This window comes from Shewanella sp. SACH (assembly GCF_001887095.2).
Classification (GTDB): Bacteria; Pseudomonadota; Gammaproteobacteria; order Enterobacterales; family Shewanellaceae; genus Shewanella; species Shewanella baltica.
Genome location: NZ_MPDG02000007.1, coordinates 41,552 through 60,936, shown reverse-complemented (window position 1 = coordinate 60,936; position 19,385 = coordinate 41,552). Strand labels below are relative to the sequence as shown.

The 19,385-nt window shown below is 47.4% G+C and carries 13 protein-coding genes and 1 riboswitch; of the genes, 6 read left to right on the top strand and 7 right to left on the bottom strand.

Features of this window, described 5'->3' with window-relative positions:
- The first annotated feature begins 317 nt into the window (after positions 1-317).
- A complete protein-coding gene (ftnA, locus tag BM607_RS19290; RefSeq protein WP_006083664.1) occupies positions 318-854 on the top strand; it encodes a non-heme ferritin in 537 nt (178 codons plus the stop codon).
- A gap of 94 nt (positions 855-948) precedes the next feature.
- On the opposite strand, the gene BM607_RS19285 is transcribed toward ftnA, so the two are convergent.
- Together BM607_RS19285 and ribB are read right to left on the bottom strand one after the other, a co-directional pair.
- On the bottom strand, positions 949-4,173 hold the full coding sequence (locus BM607_RS19285) for an EAL domain-containing protein (RefSeq protein WP_071940539.1): 3,225 nt from the start codon (positions 4,171-4,173) through the stop codon (positions 949-951).
- 442 nt (positions 4,174-4,615) lie between these two features.
- On the bottom strand, positions 4,616-5,269 hold the full coding sequence (gene ribB / locus BM607_RS19280; protein ID WP_071940538.1) for a 3,4-dihydroxy-2-butanone-4-phosphate synthase: 654 nt from the start codon (positions 5,267-5,269) through the stop codon (positions 4,616-4,618).
- A 192-nt stretch (positions 5,270-5,461) separates the two neighbouring features.
- Positions 5,462-5,691, bottom strand: a riboswitch (FMN riboswitch).
- Positions 5,692-5,858: 167 nt separating this feature from the next.
- Between ribB and BM607_RS19275 the strand changes: the two genes are divergently transcribed.
- The 4 genes from BM607_RS19275 to BM607_RS19260 all read left to right on the top strand — a co-directional run bounded on the left by BM607_RS19275 (position 5,859) and on the right by BM607_RS19260 (position 10,003).
- The gene (locus tag BM607_RS19275) at positions 5,859-7,994 is read left to right on the top strand and encodes a S9 family peptidase (RefSeq protein WP_071940537.1); all 2,136 of its coding nucleotides are present in this window, start codon (positions 5,859-5,861) and stop codon (positions 7,992-7,994) included.
- 10 nt (positions 7,995-8,004) lie between these two features.
- Positions 8,005-8,448, top strand: coding sequence for a GIY-YIG nuclease family protein (locus BM607_RS19270; RefSeq protein WP_071940536.1), 444 nt, complete (start codon positions 8,005-8,007; stop codon positions 8,446-8,448).
- 283 nt (positions 8,449-8,731) lie between these two features.
- Positions 8,732-9,247: an SIMPL domain-containing protein gene (locus tag BM607_RS19265; protein WP_249269617.1), complete on the top strand. Its 516-nt coding sequence runs from the start codon at positions 8,732-8,734 to the stop codon at positions 9,245-9,247.
- 234 nt (positions 9,248-9,481) lie between these two features.
- Entirely contained in the window at positions 9,482-10,003 is a 522-nt protein-coding gene (locus BM607_RS19260) for a phenylacetic acid degradation protein (protein ID WP_071940535.1), read from the top strand.
- 301 nt (positions 10,004-10,304) lie between these two features.
- Here BM607_RS19260 and BM607_RS19255 read toward each other — a convergent pair whose 3' ends face one another.
- The gene (locus tag BM607_RS19255) at positions 10,305-11,090 is read right to left on the bottom strand and encodes a hypothetical protein (RefSeq protein WP_071940534.1); all 786 of its coding nucleotides are present in this window, start codon (positions 11,088-11,090) and stop codon (positions 10,305-10,307) included.
- 285 nt (positions 11,091-11,375) lie between these two features.
- On the opposite strand from BM607_RS19255, the gene BM607_RS19250 reads away from it, so the two are divergent.
- Positions 11,376-12,143 carry a class I SAM-dependent methyltransferase gene (locus BM607_RS19250; protein WP_071940533.1) on the top strand — a complete coding sequence of 256 codons (768 nt, stop codon included), beginning with the start codon at positions 11,376-11,378 and terminating at the stop codon, positions 12,141-12,143.
- A 25-nt stretch (positions 12,144-12,168) separates the two neighbouring features.
- Here BM607_RS19250 and BM607_RS19245 read toward each other — a convergent pair whose 3' ends face one another.
- The 4 genes from BM607_RS19245 to BM607_RS19230 all read right to left on the bottom strand — a co-directional run bounded on the left by BM607_RS19245 (position 12,169) and on the right by BM607_RS19230 (position 19,199).
- Positions 12,169-14,220, bottom strand: a complete 2,052-nt coding sequence (locus BM607_RS19245) for a M14 family metallopeptidase (RefSeq protein WP_071940532.1) — start codon at positions 14,218-14,220, stop codon at positions 12,169-12,171.
- A 144-nt stretch (positions 14,221-14,364) separates the two neighbouring features.
- Positions 14,365-15,534 carry an FUSC family protein gene (locus tag BM607_RS19240; RefSeq protein WP_071940531.1) on the bottom strand — a complete coding sequence of 390 codons (1,170 nt, stop codon included), beginning with the start codon at positions 15,532-15,534 and terminating at the stop codon, positions 14,365-14,367.
- Between the two features lie 293 nt (positions 15,535-15,827).
- Entirely contained in the window at positions 15,828-17,078 is a 1,251-nt protein-coding gene (locus BM607_RS19235; protein WP_071940530.1) for a dicarboxylate/amino acid:cation symporter, read from the bottom strand.
- 579 nt (positions 17,079-17,657) lie between these two features.
- Complete coding sequence (locus BM607_RS19230; protein WP_071940529.1) at positions 17,658-19,199, bottom strand: phosphoenolpyruvate carboxykinase; 1,542 nt, start codon at positions 19,197-19,199, stop codon at positions 17,658-17,660.
- Between the last annotated feature and the right edge of the window lie 186 nt (positions 19,200-19,385).

Genomic DNA, 19,385 nt, shown 5'->3' with positions numbered 1-19,385 from the left:
GACGCTGAATGAATTTCCACCTGACTATGATTGGCTATTATGCCACGGTGATCGGCGATGGCTATGATTTGCATGTGAGTTTCTGTGATAGGCCAGTCAGTTTTTCCTGCCACTTTGGATGATAACCTAGCAAGAAGTAACGCAATTTGCGCTGCTAAGTCGAAGGCTGAACGCGAGTCGCTGGACAAATGAAAATCATTTTTATCTATGAATCATTAACTTAGCTAAAAATCTAAAGGTAAATTTTGTTGCTTTTGTCGACCCCCTTGATGACAATGTGCCCCATGATTCAGTTCGAATGCAAAAGAGGATTTACTATGCTGTCAGCCACTATGATCGAAAAGTTGAATGAACAAATTAATATGGAGTTCTTCTCCTCAAATTTATACCTGCAAATGAGCGCATGGTGTGAAGATCAGGGATTTGAAGGTGCAGCTAAGTTTATGCGTGAGCACGCGGACGAAGAGATGGGCCATATGCGTCGTCTGTTCACTTATGTGAGTGAAACCGGTGGCTTACCTTTGTTAGGGGCGATCGAAGCGCCGCAGTCACAGTTTAGTTCTTTACTGGCTCTGTTCGAACTTACCTATGAGCATGAGCAGTTGATCACCAGTCAGATCAATGCCTTGGCCCATGCCGCCTTTTCGAATCAAGACTACTCAACCTTTAATTTCCTGCAATGGTATGTGGCCGAGCAGCACGAAGAAGAAAAGCTGTTCAAGTCGATTGTCGATAAGATACGTTTAGTGGGTGAAGATGGTAAGGCGCTGTTCTTTATTGATAAAGATTTAGCTAAGTTAGCCTCTAAGGGCGGCGAAAGCATAATGAACGGTCAAGGCCAACCACAGGCTTAAGCGCATTTTATTCGCCACAAAAAAGCAGCCTAGGCTGCTTTTTTGCTATTTATTCTTCAATTCTTTTTGCTATTAGTTACTAGCTTTCAGCATCTCAGATATTCACGCATCTATCTTGGTAATCGTGGTTGAGCAGTGCTGTGTGCTTGATGTGCAGCAAGGGGGTGATCTCGTCGAAGGGCAGCGGTTTAGAGATCAAATATCCTTGGGCGAAGTGGCACCCTAAATCCCGCAGGAAGTGCCACTGGGCTTCGGTTTCTATGCCTTCGGCCACTAACTCCATTTCGAGACTTTGCCCCATCATGACGATGGCTTTGACTAAGTTAGCATTAGCGTTACTTTCGAGGGCATTTTCCACAAAGCTACGATCGATTTTAATCACTGAAATAGGGAATTTTTTCAAATAACTCAGGGAAGAATAACCCGTACCGAAGTCATCGATATAGATTTGCGAGCCTAGATGGCGAATCGATTCGAGTGTGCTCAAGCAGTGGCTGGCATCGCCCATCAGCATGCTTTCTGTGATCTCAATATGCACATTGCGCGGGTTCACATGGTGGCGGTTAAAGCATTCCTGCAGCACTTGGTCGAATCCCATGCCACGGGTGTTGATACATTGGCGGCCAGAAACATTAATCGCAACATTGATTTTTAAGCCACTTTTCTGCCACTGCCTGAGATCATGCATGGCTTGGTTGAGCACCCATTCGCCCATAGGTTCTATCAGTCCGGTTTCTTCGGCCAGCGGGATAAATTGATCCGGTGGGATCAGGCCAAAGTCGGGGTCTTGCCAGCGGATGAGGGCTTCGACGCTGCAGACGACTCCAGTTTGCATATCCACTATGGGTTGATAATGCAGGGCAAATTCATTTTGTGCCACGGCGCGGCGCAGGCGTTGCTCTAACTCCATCCGAGCGAACATGGCTTCATTCATGCCCGCGGTAAAGTATTTGAAGTTGTTCCGTCCCGCATCTTTAGCTTGATACATGGCGGTTTCGGTATTGCGGGTGAGTGAGCTGACATCGAGGCCATCTTCGGGATAGACGCCGATACCAAAGCTGGCTGAAATCTGGATCTCACGGTCATTTAAGTCAAACGGCATGCCTAAGGTTTCGATAATACGCGTTGCCATGTGTTCGATGGCGAGTTCGTTGGTCAGTCGTGGCAGAATAAGTACAAATTCATCACCCCCGATGCGGGCGATAAAGTCGGTTTTACCCGCAATGCCTTCTAAGCGTTTGGCCACATCTTTAAGTAATAAGTCGCCCGTGGCATGGCCTTGCACATCGTTGATGTATTTGAATTGGTCTAAATCTATCAGCAGAATCGCCAGTTTGCGTGAGTCATGCTGCGCCACATGGATTTCGTGCTGCAGGCGCTCATTAAACAACTTACGATTAGGCAGCCCCGTTAACGCATCGAAGTTGGCTTGATACCAAAGATCTTGCTCATATTGCTTACGTTTACTGATATCCATAAATAAACCAATGTGTTGGATTATTTGTCCTTGCTCATTTCGCACCACAGTAATGGCTAAATACTCGGGATACACTTGGCCATTTTTGCGTTTATTCCAAACCTCGCCCTCCCATTTTCCTTCTGTTTGCAGCGACTCCCACATGGTGGTGTAAAAGTGTTGCGAATGACGGCTAGAACTGAGGATGGATGGACTGCGGCCTTTCACGTCTTCCAATGTATAGCCAGTAATATTGCAGAAAGCCGGATTGACCAGTTCGATATGGTTGTCGGCATCAGTCACCATTATGCCCTCGGCAGAATAGTCAAATACCGCAGCGGCGCGGGTGAGCGCATGGTTCGCCTTCTGCCGTTCGCTGATCATCCGGTTCATGGCACGGGCCATGCGAGCAAGTTCATCAGTACCTGAAACGCGGATATTGATATTGAGCTTAGGATCTTCCGCCATTTGCTGCATGTCATTGGCAATCTTAGTGATTTTATCCATAAAGTTGCGAATGATCTTCTGTCCGAGCCAGAGTGTAACGGTTGCGGTGAACAGCGCTGATAACAAGTACAGGCCGAGGAAGGTCAGGGCTTGGTTTTGTTGATACTCGCTCTGTTGCGCCATGGTCTGGGTGATGTCTTTGGCGAGTTGATGCAGTTGTTCAATACGCTGGGTGGTGAGCGCCCACCATTTTTGGCTGTCAATCGGATGTGGCGGCATTAACAGCTGTGTCATCGCTTGGCTTAACTTGTCCTCACTGGCTGGGACTTGCGCGATGGCGTTGATCTCCGCCATCGGCAAGCCTTGCTGCTTCAATTGCAGCAGCTTGGCCATACTGAACTGGTATTGATCTATGCTGTCCTCAATGGTTTTCAGCGCCGGCTTAAATTTGGGGAGAAAGCGGGTCTCGTGATTGAGTTCATCTAAGTTGAGATGAATCGTCGCCAGCGCGCTATTAAATTTTTGCAGTGAAACGTTATCGCCCTTCAGCAGATAGTCCTGAAAACTCCCCATTAAGCCACCGTAACCTAAGTTGGCATTAATATTCTGTGCCAGTGCGCTAATGCGGGTTTGCTGCTCAATTTGTTGGCTTATCTGCAGAATACGTTGATTCTCTGGCGAATCTTGCAGGTTTTGCAGTAACGATTTTCTATCGGAAATCGCTGCATTGCTCGCGTGCATCACAGCTCGGCCATATTCATACATGAAGGAGCCTATGGTGCGGTAATCATTCAGATTGAGTGAGTCGCTGAGTAACAAATGATTGATCGCGCTACGTTCTTTTACGGCGAGTTCCTGCACCATTAGCAGGTTCAATAAATCGGTATAGGCGCGGGATTGGCTGATTTCGTTGGTCTGTAACTGCAATAGTTGAATGAGCTGCAACAGCTGAGTGTGCAGTTGACTATAGAGGTCAGTAAACGGGCTTTGTGTTTCGCTCGCAAAGGTTTGGCGTGCGTTGGCGAGTCTGTGGCCCGTGAGTGTGATGGCATCTAATAATGCGTTCATCTGACTGGCTTCAATACTCTTAGGCTCGAGCGCCTCATTGAGGTGGGCTAAAGGTTCGCTGTTAAGTAACGTATTGAATGCGTTGGAGGTCGCCTGTTGTTGCGCGACTAGCGCGTTATCGGCGGGCAGTTGATTGGTGCTAAGGCCATATTCGTTCTGCAACTGATACAGTAATTCAGTGATTTGTACCGTCGTCTGCACTGCAAGATGGTTGTGCTTGGCCGAGTGTGATTCATTTATTAAGCCATGCATGCGAGTCAGAATAAAAAAACTCATCATCAACAAGGGGACAAGCGAAAACAGAATGAGCTTTTGCTTCAAACTGAGGTGGTGTAGCGCTGACGGCATTAAAGATCACTCCACTCGTTCGCCTAGCTAAAAAAGAAATTCAACGTCATCACGTTGAACTTGAGTTGAAAATGGAACTAGGCACAGGGTGAGAATATTTAACATAGGCGGCCAGTCACGGCGACCTTTAGTTTATGGATATCTAATCTAGGTCACGAAATTAAGCAGATTGTTATATATCGAGCTAAGCAACTATTTTTATTAGTGTATTTTTTGCCTATCAAACAAACATTTCATTTGTCTGTGATGTGACACAGTATTTTGTCATTCGAAAGAATGGCTTTATTTATTGCCCTTATGGGCAGTAATTCAGGGAATGGTATAACCGGTGGGTTAAGCGATGTTGGACTGCAAATAAAGCCCAATAAAAAGGACGTTTGCCGCAGCGAAACGTCCCTTCGTCTTAAATCAACGACCTAAGTTTAGGCCATTGAAGTCTGACTTAACCGACCTTCGCCAGTAGCGATTTACGGTAGACCACTATATCTTCAATCGTCAGCACAGGCATATTGTGCAGTGCGCCGAAGGCGATAATTTCGGGTAAACGCGCCATAGTGCCGTCGGGATTGGTGACTTCACACAATACACCAGCAGGTTTTAAGCCAGCGAGTTGCACTAAATCGATCGTGCCTTCGGTGTGGCCGCGGCGGGTTAGCACGCCGCCCGGTTGGGCGCGAAGTGGATACACATGGCCTGGGCGTGCGAGATCACTTGGCTTAGCGTTGTCGCTAATCGCGGCTTTAATGGTGGTCACGCGGTCAGCGGCAGAAACCCCAGTCGTTACACCGACAGTTGCTTCAATGCTCACAGTAAATGCCGTGCCGTATTGGCTCGAGTTGTGCTCGACCATAGCAGGCAGTTCGAGGGCTTTGATTTTTTCATCGGGTAAACACAGGCAAACAATACCGCTACATTCGCGGATGAGCATGGCCATTTGGGCGTTCGTCAACGTCTCGGCAGCGAAAATTAAATCGCCTTCGTTTTCTCTATCTTCGTCATCGACAACTAACACACCTTGGCCTTGACGCAGGGCATTAAGACCCGCTTCAACGCGTTCGATAGCAGTACCAAAAGGAGCAAGTAAAGACTGATTCATGGTTAATATCCTTAAAAAATACGACATTGGAATATCCAGAATCAGGGCGCGTAGAAATACAACCTAATCAAACCTAATGGCTCGATTTTGCTGTAGCAATATCACTTCACTTTGGGGTGAAGTTATTGCAAAACATGAGGCTAACACTGCGATACATAAGCGCGTTGCACTTAAATACCACAAGGTGTTGTCTTACATTCTCTTCCATCCGGACTCAGTACTGTCGCCATTAAAGCAAACAGTCCATTACCGTCGGCTCTGGAATAGTCAGTTTTGCACTAGGCAAAATCTAAGGCACCAGATCTGCTGACCCCGAAAGTGATTTCGGGCGCTCGCGGGCTTTGGGGATGCTCAGTTAAATAATCACTTAGCGTTACCCATTTACCGCCGGTGGGGAGTTTCACCCCGCCCTGAGAATTTGCTTTTGAGCCGTTTGCGCTCAAAAACGCCGTTATGTTGCTCTTATTTACTGCGAATGGCAACTTCTCGCGTTCAATGTTTGCGCTAGTGCACACCTGACCACTATCATACTAATTTATTTGCCGTCGCATTTTTCGACGGTCGTTATGGACGTCACAAGGACGTATAAATGCGATCTCTGCTGCTAACTTTAGGTATTGCCATGTTGTTATCCGGTTGTTCGACCTCAAAAGGGCAAGTACCCGCCCCAGTTGCTGAAAAAATTCCCCATGTGATGACCTTGCATGGCGTAACGCGCACCGATGATTACTATTGGCTGCGTGACGATGAACGCAAAGATCCTAAAGTGTTGGCCCATCTCGAAGCTGAGAATCGCTACACTGCGGCTTATTTCAAACCCTTAAAGCCGCTGCAAGATGGTCTTTTTAAAGAGTTAACTGAGCGCTTAGTCGCCGATGAGTCGAGCGTGCCGTACCAATGGCACCAGCACAGCTATTACAGTCGTTATAAAGAAGGCGGCGAATATCCGCTAATCAGCCGTAAGGGCGCCGATGGTGTTGAGCAAGTGATGCTGGATGTTAACGAGCGAGCTAAGGGCCATGAGTTTTATGGCTTAGGCGGCGCCAGTGTGAGCCCAGATGAAACCATGTTGGCCTTTGGTGAAGACGTCCTCAGCCGCCGTGTGTACCACATTTATTTTAAAGATTTGGCCTCGGGCGACATGATCGTCGACGTGCTTGAAAACACCGAAGGTCGAGTGGTGTGGGCGAACGATAACAAACATGTGTTCTATATCGCCAAAGATTTGCAGACCTTACTTGGCTACCAAGTATATCGCCATGAGCTGGGCACTAAGCAATCGAGCGACGTGTTAGTGTATGAAGAACAAGACGATTCTTTTTATATCTCGCTCGGCAAAACCTTAGATGAGTCGCAAATTGTGTTGTTCCAAGAGAGCACCATGACGAGCGAAGTGTCAGTGCTCGATGCCAGCGAACCTTTGGGTTTATTCAAGCCAGTGTTAGCACGGGAAGAAGGCCACGAATACAGTGTGTCTAAGCTGGGTGATACTTATTACATTCTCACCAACTGGCAGGCGACTAACTTCCGTTTGATGAAAGTCGCCATCAAAGATGCGGCGGACAAATCTAAGTGGCAAGAAGTGGTTGCGCATAACCCCAATGCCCGTATCGAAGACGAGTTAGTACTCAAGGATTATCTGATTATTCAGACCCGCGAAAACGGCCTGACGCGAATTAAAGTGATGCCGTTCAATGGTCAAAAGCCCTTCGAGTTGAGCTTTGATGAACCTGCCTATGTGATGGGTTTAGATGTTAATTCTCAGCAAGACAGCAATAAGTTACGCATTTTCTACTCTAGCCTGACAACGCCAGAAGCCGTATACGAATATTCGCTGGTGAATCCCGATAGACGGGATTTATTGAAACAAGATCAAGTCTTAGGCGGCTTCGATGCCAGCCAATATCGTGCCGAACGTGTGTTTATTACCGCCCGTGATGGTGTGAAAGTGCCCGTTTCTTTGGTGTATCGTAAAGATAAATTCAAGAAAGATGGCACTAACCCTCTGTATCAATACGGTTATGGATCTTACGGTTACACAGTGGAACCCGATTTTTCTTCATCCGTTATCAGTCTGCTCGATCGCGGTTTTGTGTATGCCATCGCCCACGTGCGTGGTTCAGAAATGCTCGGCCGCCCTTGGTATGACGACGGTAAACTGTTGAATAAGCAAAACACCTTCAATGATTTTATCGATGTAACAACGGCATTAACGGCACAAGGTTATGGCGATAAAAACAAGGTTGTCGCCTCTGGCGGCAGTGCGGGTGGTTTACTAATGGGCGCAATTGCTAACCAAGCGCCGGACAAGTATTTTGCCATCGCAGCCCATGTACCTTTTGTTGATGTGGTTACCACTATGCTGGACGAGTCGATTCCGTTGACCACCAATGAGTACGACGAGTGGGGCAACCCGAACGAGAAAACTTACTTTGATTACATGCTGAGTTACTCGCCCTACGACAATGTCACTGAGCAAGAATACCCACACATGTTAGTGACGACGGGTTTGCATGATTCACAAGTGCAGTATTTTGAACCCGCCAAGTGGGTCGCTAAACTGCGCGATGTTAAAAATCAATGGTACAAGAGTGACGATAAAGTCTTGTTACTTAACGTGGATATGGAAGCCGGCCACGGTGGTAAGAGTGGTCGTTATCGCCAGTACCAAGACACAGCCCAAGAATATGCGTTCTTCTTGAGTCTGTTAGGCATGACTAAGTAGGCGCCAACGGGTGACCGATTTAGTGATTGAAGCCGCTAATTCAACTCCCTCGGCTAGCCCTCAAAAAGGGGCTAGCCAAGCGCCAGCTGTTAACCAAACTCAGCTTTCGAGCAAGCCTGAAGCGCAAGTAACTGAGCAAGCTGTGACTTCGGAGCAAGGCGCAACATCAGAGATAGAACAAGTCTCGACGTGGTATCTGTACCTTATCCGCTGCGCCAATGGCCACCTATACACTGGCATCACCACAGATGTCGCCCGCCGATTTAATGAACATCAATCAAGCAGCCCCAAGGCGGCAAAGTATCTGCGCGGCAAAGGGCCATTAACCCTGATGTATCAAGAACAAGTCGGCACCCGCAGTGATGCCCTAAAGCGTGAAATCGCGGTTAAAAAGTTAAGCCGCGCTCAGAAGTTGACGTTGATTGAATCAGCTTTTGAGCATAGTGCTCAATAAAAAAGTTAACACCTTAAAATGATTAAGCACTGTCATTCCAGTGACACGCCGTGAATATATCCCTATAGGCTCGACGACGGCATCCATGCCGTCAACGGTCACTTCCATGTCAGTGCTTAATCCCGTTAACCACTGAGTATTCTGTTAGCCTGCATTCTGTCGTTACGTTGCAAAATTTAACAATGGGTGTCTCAGTATATACAGTGGTCTATCTTGAGGTGGAAAGCTTAAAGCGAGTAGTGCCGAAGCTAAAAATGATGTAGATGATAGGGTTAACAAGCTTTTGTTAGGCCTTGGCAAATTTAATGTCGATGAGAAGAATGTTTCTGCGTCCTCAATCTCGACAGCGCCCGAGTATTCCTTCGGTGATAATGAAAAACGTGTGCTTGATGGTTACCGAGCTAGTCGCAATTTAAAAGTGACCCTCAATAACTTAGAACAGCTAAATGCTTTTATGGATTTTGCCCTAAGTGTACAACTTGATGAAATCACACGCGTTGAGCTGAAATCCTCGAAAGAGGCTGAGCTTAAAAATGAGGCTAGAGCCTTGGCTGTTGCTGATGCTAAAGAAAGAGGAAGTCTATTGGCGAACGCTTTTGGGGCTACTATTGGCAAAATTTACAGCATTGGTTCTTCAACAGATGACAGCATTGGCCGTTATGGTGCCAACAATGGAATCGAGCGAATAGAGGTAACTGGTTCACGTATGGGGAAACCTCAAGTGACAGGGCAATATCTGCAGGAGAATATGGTTTTTTCAGCATCTATCAGTGTGGTATTTGATCTCGATGTTAAGTGATAGTTTTACTACAAAAGTCCGGATTGACACAAATAGTTATCGCAACATCAAAAATTTCACAAGAGGTGTCTCGATAAACTTAGCTAAAAAGTGGAAAATGGAACTTCAAGATTGGATGTCTGCAATGATCCTGTTTATGACCACTTTTCTTGTTACTGGATAATTACAAACGAAGTATATTTCGAACTTAAGTAATGTCTTTTAGTTCTGCATTCGAATAATAAAGGAATTATTGTGCATATTATTATTGGATTTTTAACGGCATTAGCAACAGTGCTTTTTGCATTGGATAGATTGGGGATTGACATAGGCTGGTTTAACCCGTGGGCTTGGCAGCGTCGCCGCGCATGGTTAAAGCAATCAACTGGACATCCCGCCTATGGTCTTAATAAGCCAATTGATGCAATTGCTTTGATAGCAACTGCAGCAGCGAAAATTGACGGTGATCTTTCAATTGAAGAAAAAGAAAAACTAAAAGTTATATTTCAAAAGACGTTCAATCAGTCTGAAAAAGATGCTGTACAACTGATTGGTGCAAGTGTTTATCTTTTAGGATCAGGAGAAGATGTTTTTCAAGCACCTGAGAAAGTATTAAAACTTTCACTAGAGCGCTTTTCTGAGGCACAAAGAACATCCTCAATAGAGTTAATTTCAGAAATAATAAATGTAGGCGGCCAACCATCTGAGGTTCAAACAGTTTTCTTCAAGAAAGTCAAAAAAATCATGACGTCAAATGCTAGTAGAAATGAGTGGTAGATAATTTAGCTTTGGCTTGAATAATAAATACGAGTATATCGAGACATCCATAGTCAAATTTTGCTCCGAAAAGACAAATGTGTAAAACTTTACCAACGACTGGCCTGAATTGAGACTGAGAAAGTCTCAGACGATGAAAAAAAATGCCACTACAAGGGGTTAGTGGCATAAATGCATAAGTCGGGCACAAGCTTAAAAGGGTGGGTAGAAGACTGACATCTTGGCTGGGAACCGTTGCAACATCAGTCTCTACGCCGGGAAGTAGGTAAAACCTTTGGGTGTAGGGTGGTAAAACGGCGCGTTATTCCATGCTTACTGGGCCGTCGATTTTGTTAAATTTCACATCACCAGAACCTGCCGCAAGAATCGTTAATCCCTTAGTGTTAAAGACATTAATGTCGCCTGATCCGTCTGTGATGGTCACAGGACTCTGCACATTGGCGACTTCGATGTTGCCTGAACCATCATCGATGGCGATATTGCCGCGAATATCAGTTACCTTGATTGCGCCAGAGCCATCGTCAATCGTGAGGTTGCCGCTGATTTTGCTGACTTCAATATCACCAGAGCCATCATCAATGCTGACATTGTTACCGCCGTTGATAATGAGTTCACCTGAACCGTCTTTGACATTGATATCTGCTGTCATCTTGCTGATCAAAATGGCACCTGAGCCGTCATCTATATCCAGTGCTAAATTCGCAGGCACTTGCAGTTTTAGATCGATGTAGGGCGAGTAATTATTAAAACCGCTTTGTTCAAAATCGGCTTTGAGCTTGGCCTTGTTGGCCTTTTTCTCTAGGGTGAGAATGACTTTACTGTCGTCGTTACCGTCCTTATTACTATAGATGTCGGCGACGAGTTTAATTTGGGTTAGGCCTTCGACACCGATAATTTCGAGGCTGCCTGCGCCAGTCTCGGCAATCAGGCCTTGCAAGTCTTGGCTATCGAGGGTGAGTTCGCGTTGCTGGTGGTCTAAATCCGGCATGCCAGCGGCGTTGACATTAATAATGCAGCCAGTGAGCGATACCCCTGCGGTAAACACCAATATAAAAGCGAGGGTGAATATAAATGGGCGTAGTGACATGTTAGCTTCCTTGTTTATCTGGCACTCGTTATTCGTGTGAGTGCTGAGTCGTCTTGCGATGGATAAGACATTGCACAGCCCATGCCAATTTTAAGTTTCATTTATAATCAATGATTTAAGATAAAGGTGTCCGCGCTTGGCTGTGTGGACATGTCCGCCTAATGAGGGATTTACTCACAGATTAGTGAAATTGCTCATTTATTGAGTTAGCTTGAGCCTCATAGGTCTGGCCGGGCAAACATACAGACAATACAAAAAATACAAAAAACATAAGAAGGGATGCAGATGGATTATTTAACGACGAACAAGACGGCTTGGGATGCGCGCACTCGGGTACATTTAACCTCGGATTTTTACGATGTGGCGGGCTTCCTGCGTGGGAATACTTCATTACGGGAAATCGAGCTTAGCGAGCTGGATGTGGCAGGGAAAAGCTTGCTGCATCTGCAATGCCATTTTGGCTTAGATACCCTGTCGTGGGCGCGCATGGGCGCTAAAGTACTGGGTGTCGATTTGTCTGAGGTGGCGATTGATGAAGCACAAAAGTTGGCGCAGCAGACACAATTGTCCGCCGAGTTTATCTGTAGCGATGTTTACAGTGTGGCGAGCAAGGTTGAGCCGCAAGATATTGTGTTTACGTCCTATGGTGCCATTGTGTGGCTGCCGGATTTAACCCTGTGGGCGCAGACGGTTGCTGCTTGTTTAAAGCCAGGCGGACAGTTTTACATGGCTGAGTTTCATCCGGCGCAACAGCTGTTCGATGGTTATAGCTATTTTAATCGGGGTGAGCCAGACATAGAGCAGGAAGGCACTTATACCGAAAATGCCGGTGATGATCAGCAAACCTTAATGTGTTGGTCACACAGTCTATCCGAAGTGATCAATGCGTTATTGCAGGCGGGCTTAGTGTTGGAGTTCTTCCACGAATTCGATTTAAGCCCGTACAACTGTTTCGAAGGGCTCGAAGCGCAAGCCGATGGTCGTTATGTGTTAACACACCAAGGGCAGAATGTGCCCTTGGTGTATAGCATAAGTGCTCGTAAGCCTGCGTAATGCTTGCTGTTTGTGATGGCGAGGATTAACGACTACGGTAAACCGGATACTTAAGGTAACGGTTATCGTAGTAAGGGCTGCGTTCATAGAACCAGTGCAGGCGTGCCTCGGGATCGGCGGCAAATTCGGCATTGGTCAGTGCTTTGTCGAACTCAGCTTGCAGCTTAGGATCATCTTTTAGCATCTTGGCCGCCAGCGGCTCAACCGCATAATCTTCAATGTATTCAGTGCGGGTGAAGATAGGATTAAAGAAACCCCATTGCAGCAAAGAATCTGGTGATTGCGGCTCTAGCAGTAAAACCGCCAGATCGCCCAGCGGTTGATCTGTGCTGATTTTAATGGTGCCAGCGGGCAGAGTGGTGCTGACTTTCGTCAACTCTGACTCGGCTTTAACCGTTTGATGGCCCTCAAAATCCTTAGTGTTAAACACGGGATTACTGAGTTTGTATTGCTGTAATTTAAGCTCTGTCGGTTTGGTCAGGCGCGTCATGCGAATGCCGTGTATGTTCAGGCGATCAATCACCTGCGTCCATTGCGCCGGAATATAGTAAGCGCTCGGACGAGTGACTTTAATATCGGGTACAGTCTCGGCGATCACAGGCAAGTTGGGGTACAGCTTAGGTTGACCGTTCCAGCGCACCACCTCAGTGCCACTGATGGGGCTCTTTTCGAGTTGATAGTCGATGCCCTTAAAGTCCCAACCTTTTGCCAGCGGTGCCGATTTCCACGTTAGGGTGATCAACGGCGAAGCGCGGTATTTATCTTCCTGAATCGCACTCTTCAGTTTAGTCGCCTGTTCGCCCACGGTTTTGAGGGTTTGCTCTAGCATCACATAGGTGCCGAGCACTCTTTGTTTAAAGGGTTTTAAGCTGTGGTTTTCAATCAAAATAGTGGGTAAATGGCGCGCATCACCATAACCGTTAGAGAAGCGCGGACTTGGATTCCACAGCGACATGCCTTTGGTAATATCGGCATTATCCACGGCAAAAATCAGCGGGCCGGGAATGTGGCCTTGCTCGGTTAATGCTACTTCAACCGCGGGTCTGTAGCTGTTTTCGAGCCAGCGGTAACTGGCTGGGCTTAATCCTTGGGCGAGGTTATAGCCAAAGGTGACATCGTATTGGTAATCGATGCCGTCGGTGACATGCACGTCGATATACAAGTCTGGCTGCCACACGTTGATTGCGCGCAGCATGTGCTGCATTTCTAAGGTATCGGCCTTGGCATAATCGCGGTTAAGGTTGAGATTATTTGCGGTAGTGCGCCAGCCCATATTCACAGGGCCACGCTGGTTCACACGATTAAATTCGCCGCTGCGCTCATGGGCATCGACACTAAACATAGGTACAAACAAGAGGTTGGCTTTATCCAGCAGGGCGCTTTTATCGCCCTTGATGATGTCGCGTAGCAGCATCATACCGGCATCTTTACCGTCAATTTCTCCGGCATGAATCCCCGCTTGCACTAAAACTGTTGGTTTAGTGTTTTGCTTGAGGCGTGCCGACTCATTAATGCCTTCACTGCTGGCGATGTACATCCAAATATCGCGCCCCTGTGGGCTCTTGCCTAGGCTCACCTTTTGTAATTTATCGGTCTCGCCCGCAAGCGTGTCGAGCCAAGCGATAGTGGCCTCGTAGCTTGGGCTTTCAATACCACTACTTTGTTCAAACGGCGTCGCCCACTCGTTGTCGACACTCAACATGAGCGATTCGCTGGCGCCATGCCAAGTGATACTTGGCGGTAAAATGGCATCGTTGACAAAGGTGTTGGCTCGCTCAGGAATCGGCGCGGGCTGAGCCTCTGGCGCTACAGCAGTGGCATCGGTTGCGACAGTCGCAGCGGGTTCGGTTGCTTGGGTATTCGCAGCCGGATTCACATCCTGTGGCGCTGTTGCTACTGGGGTTTCAACTGGCGTTTTGTCGGTGACGGTTTGCGCCGCAGCGACTGGCGTTGAGGTTGGCAAATCTGTAGATGCTTGAGCTAAGGTTTTTGCCTCGTTGGCAACAGTATCGACAGTGTAGAGACTACCCGCAGAAAGGCAGACAATGGCGATAACGGAGAGGGAAAATAAGCGCATGAAAAGAGTCCATATATCGAATTTTTATTAGGACGGTATCTTTTCATTAAACGCCCCGTTAACGCAAGGGCGGTCAAGGGTTTATCTGGCATTCAGGCGGTGGATACGATTGGTATAAAGCCCTGAATGAGAAGTCCGAATAGTCTAATCCGCTTTGCCGGACGTTATCTGCGATGCGGGCTGCTTGTTATAGGCAATCTCGATAACGGCGATGTCTTCGTAAAGTGCTTCGACGGCAATGGCGAGCTGATAAATAAGCCAGCTATATCCTGTGAGCGCAAATCCCTGCGGGACTTCGCCGTCGGTTGCCGCGGCATCTAAATCGGTTGTTGATGCCGTGGTTGTTGATGTCTCGATTGTCGATGTTATAGGGGCTGAGGCTAGCGAAAGCTGGAGTCTGTGTTGTAACTCTTGTTCTAAGCATTCCGGCAAGGTCGGTAATTGTTGAGCTTTACCCGCCACAAACTCTGCAAGCTGTTGTAAATAAAAGGCGAGCTCAGAGGCAACCGCATTAATCTGCAGATAGGCGTCTTTGTCTTCTTCCTGCCAGCGGGTTAAGGGCAAGAGTTCGAGCAAGGTGATTAGCCGCACTTGTTTATTGGCAAGTTGCGACAACAGTACTTTGTGTTTTTTGAGGGTTTTACTTTCCCATTCTAAGGAGAAAAACAGCTTCTTCTGGGTGAGTACGGCTTTCATCGCGGCTTCGAGTTTGGCGCGAAAATCGAGGTCGTGATTAGCGGGCGCCTTAAGATGCTGGGCTAGTACTTCGGCCATATTGTCTATGGCATGAGTGAGTTGAGAGCGCCAATCTTGTTTGGCTTTGATGGGAAAAATAAACAGCGAGACCAAAATAGCGATCACGCAGCCAGAAAGTATATTGGCCGTGCGCCACAGTGCCTCGGAGGTGTCGTGATTTGCATCGCCGACCACTATGATGATGGTAAATCCTGACACTAAATAGGCGTAGCTGTAGCGTCCGGCCGAGATAAAACAAATCAAACTGACGGCCAAGATCAGCAGGCTCATGATCAGCCAATAACTGTCAACTGTGGCAACCAGCATCACCCCATAAGCTGAGCCCAAACAGGTACCTATCGCTCTTTGAAGTGACTTTTCAATCGCGCCGCCGACCTGCGGCAGACTCATCATGATGACAACAATCGTCACCATGCTCCAAATAAAATGCGGCGGCGCCCAAATAGCATTAATAGTGACAGCAACGAGCAGGGCTAAACCGAGTTTTAAGGCGTGGACTGAACGGAAATGACGATAGATAAAGTCGGCAAAGGGTGTGGCTGGGGCAAATACAGACATAGGGCAGAATTCCTTTGGGCGTTAGCCAAGCGACATTACGTAGAGCCAGTATCGCAGAAAAACCGTGTCACTTGCGGCTATTGCGCCAGAAAGAAATGCAAATTGCGAAATCTAGCAAATTGAGCTTAGTGGATAGCGCGGGAGAGATCACATTTAAATTCAGATATTTGAATTGGATTGGCTGAACAGTCGTGTGCAGAAGCGGGGTGTTATGCCGTGCAGTAGGCATAAAAAAGGCTTGAATAAGCCTTGCCTATTCAAGCCGGTATTTGAAGCGTTGAGTACTGTATTTGCTAGCTTAAGCTGTGCTCGCTATCCGCTTTAACTTCAACTTCTGTGTACTTATCCATGATCAAGGCACAAGCCGCATCGCCAGTGATATTAAGTGCGGTGCGGATCATGTCAAACACTCGGTCTAAGGCAAACAGTAAAGGTAAACCATCGATAGGGATGCCAGCCGCTAACAGCACTGCCACCACTAAGAAAGACGGACCGGGCACACCCGCTTGACCAATTGCGCCTAAGGTCGAAGTGAAGATAATGGCTGCATAGGCCGTCATCGACAGGTCGACGTTATACATTTGAGCGAAGAACATGGCCACTAAACCATAATAAATCGCGTTGCCGCTCATATTGATCGTGGCGCCTAACGGCAGCACGAAGGCTGTGGTTGCCTTAGAGACTTTAAGATCTTCCTCGCAGGTTTCCATATTCACCGGCAGCGTCGCCATTGACGAGGCGGTCGATAATGCCATCACCTGTGGTTTCTTCATTGCCGAAATAAACTGGCGCGCCGACACTCTTGAGAAGAGCTGCACCACCAATGGGAAGAAGATAAAACCGTAGATCAGAATCGCGGCCACAAACACGGCGAATAACTTAAATACCACTTCTAACGCATCGAAACCGAAGGTGCCCACGGAATCGGCCATCAAACCAAATACACCGATAGGCGCAATGATCATCACGCAGTTGATCATCCACACAAAGGCATCAACAACAGTGTTGAGTGCAGCCAAAATAGGCTTAGCGCCATCGCCTTTAACCTTAGTCAGCGCGATACCGAAAAAGATACTAAAGACTAAGATTTGTAAGATGTTACCGCCGTTCAGCGATTCGAACACATTGGTTGGGATCATACCGATAAAGGTATCCATCACCCCAGGCAATGCGCCGTGTTCCTTGGTTACTTCCATCAAGTCTGAGCTGCTGTGGGCTGTGAAATCCACACCCGCGCCCGGTTGAAACAGATTGCCCATCACCAACGCCAGCATCACGGCGATCCCAGATGTCACGATAAAGAAGCCGAAAGTGCCGATGCCAATCTTACCCGCCGATGGGCTATCGCCTAAACTCGCGGCACCGCTGATGATAGAAACTAACACTAGTGGGATCACTAGCATTTTGATTAAATGGATAAAAATGGTTCCGAGTGGTGCAAACACGCTTGCACTCTCGCCCATGATAAAACCGACTAGTGCGCCGATAATCATGGCAATAACCACTTGTACACCAATGTTGCCTAATAAACTCTTGCTCTTCATTCTTGCGAAACTCCCCAGTAGCCGCAGCATTTTGTGTGATGTAGGCGATTTGAATCTAGACGCCGTAAACCTTAGTGATTAAGGCCTACTCTAGGCTAAAAGCCAATGCCCAACACTTTTTTTGTCCGGCTAAAGTACCACAATTGCATAGCTGGGGATTGTGAAACATTACCAACCTTGGTTTCAAAATAACCAAAGTCTAAATCACGTTAATGTTAAATGAAGAATGTTTAAATTTATTGGTTTAAAAATGAATAAAGTGTATTTAATGGTGCGATTTTAGCTGCCGGATTGATGAATTGTGATTTTTGGGGCTGTTGCAACATCTGCTATATAAATTTAATTCGGATGCCCACCAATATAGTTGCCGTCGCAATGATGCCGTTGGGAGATATTAAGCGTCCATCCATCTTTAATGAGGGAGTCGCTGAGCTTTAAATGGTCGTGCAGCATTGACTCTGTGGGATCTTAATAGCATCAAGACTAAGTATTTGCCTTTGGCACGACAATAAAAAGCGCCGACTCATTGCTGGGTCGGCGCTTTTTTACAAGTAAGGCTATGGCTTAATGCTTAAGCGCTTATGCCTTTGGACCAGCGTTGCGGATAGTGTCTGACACTTGATACTTAGCGAAGTTTTTAGTGAAAGCTTCGGCCAGCTTCTGGGCATACTCGGTGTATAGCGCTTTATCGCCCCAAGTGTTGATTGGGTTGAGTAAATTGCTGTCTACGCCTGTGACTGCCACAGGAACAGCGAGGTTCAATGTGTCTAAGTGGACGGTTTCAACATCTTTCAATTCACCGCTGACAATCGCATCGACGATGGCGCGGGTGGTTGGGATGTCAAAACGTTTACCCACACCGTGTGGGCCGCCAGTCCAGCCGGTGTTGACTAAGTACACTTGGCTACCGAAGGACTCAATGCGCTTCATTAACAGTTCTGCGTACACGCCAGCAGGGCGTGGGAAGAAAGGTGCACCGAAGCAGGTTGAGAAGGTCGATTGGATCGCTGAGGTTGAGCCGATTTCAGTCGAACCCACTTTAGCTGTGTAGCCAGACAAGAAGTGGTATGCCGCTTGTTCTTTGGTCAGGATAGACACAGGTGGTAATACGCCAGATACGTCGCAGGTTAAGAACACAACGGCATGTGGCTCGGCGCCGCAGTTGTCTTCTTTACGTTGGGCGATGTGCTCCAGCGGATACGCCGCGCGGGTGTTTTCCGTCAGGCTGCTGTCTTTGTAGTTAGGTACGCGGTGTTCGTCCATTACGACGTTTTCAAGCACAGTACCAAAACGAATCGCATCCCAAATAACTGGTTCATTCTTTTGGCTTAAGTCAATACATTTGGCGTAGCAACCGCCTTCAATATTGAATACGCCGCCAGGTGCCCAGCCGTGTTCATCGTCACCGATCAGGAAGCGTTTTGGATCGGCAGAGAGTGTGGTTTTACCTGTGCCAGATAAACCGAAAAATAGCGTAGTGTCGCCATCTTTACCTACGTTGGCCGAGCAGTGCATAGGTAGCACGCCTTGGGCTGGCAGTAGGAAGTTCTGCACTGAGAACATAGACTTTTTCATTTCGCCGGCGTATTTCAGGCCCGCGAGCAGCACTTTGCGTTCGGCGAAGTTTAAAATCACGGTCGCATCTGAGTTAGTGCCATCACGCGCTGGATCGCAAACAAAGTCAGGGGCATTGATGATCTGCCACACAGGTTTGTCTTTACGATTAAATTCTTCAGGAATGATAAATAGATTACGGGCGAACAGTTGGTGCCAAGCGTATTGCGTGGTCACACGCACTGGTTGGTAATGTTCGGTATCGGCACCGACTTCGAGATCCGAGACAAACAGTTCTTTATCGGCTAGGTAAGCTTCAACCCGTGCCCATAAACCTTCAAAAGCACCTGGGTCGAAAGCTTGATTGACAGGGCCCCATTCAATCTCTGCTTCTGAACTGGGTTCTCTTACGATAAAACGATCGCCGGGTGAGCGACCACTGCGAGCGCCTGTTTTAGCGACTAATGCGCCATTGGCTGTCAATTCACCTTCGCCGCGTAGCAGGGCAAATTCGACAAGTTGTGCTGTTGAGGGGTTAAAGTGAACGCGGTTTAATCCATCCGCCATAGTGAGGTCTCCATTTGATTTGTAAGGTTATTTTGTTATCGATCGTCTGCCGATTTTATTTTATTTATCACCTAAGCTTTGCTAGGTAACAAAGTGAGGCGATTGTAGCCTAAGCCGAGTGCAATGTGTGAGGGGATTGTGGGGATGAATAAAAAATGGGCGCCGAATCGGGCGCCCATATTGTTT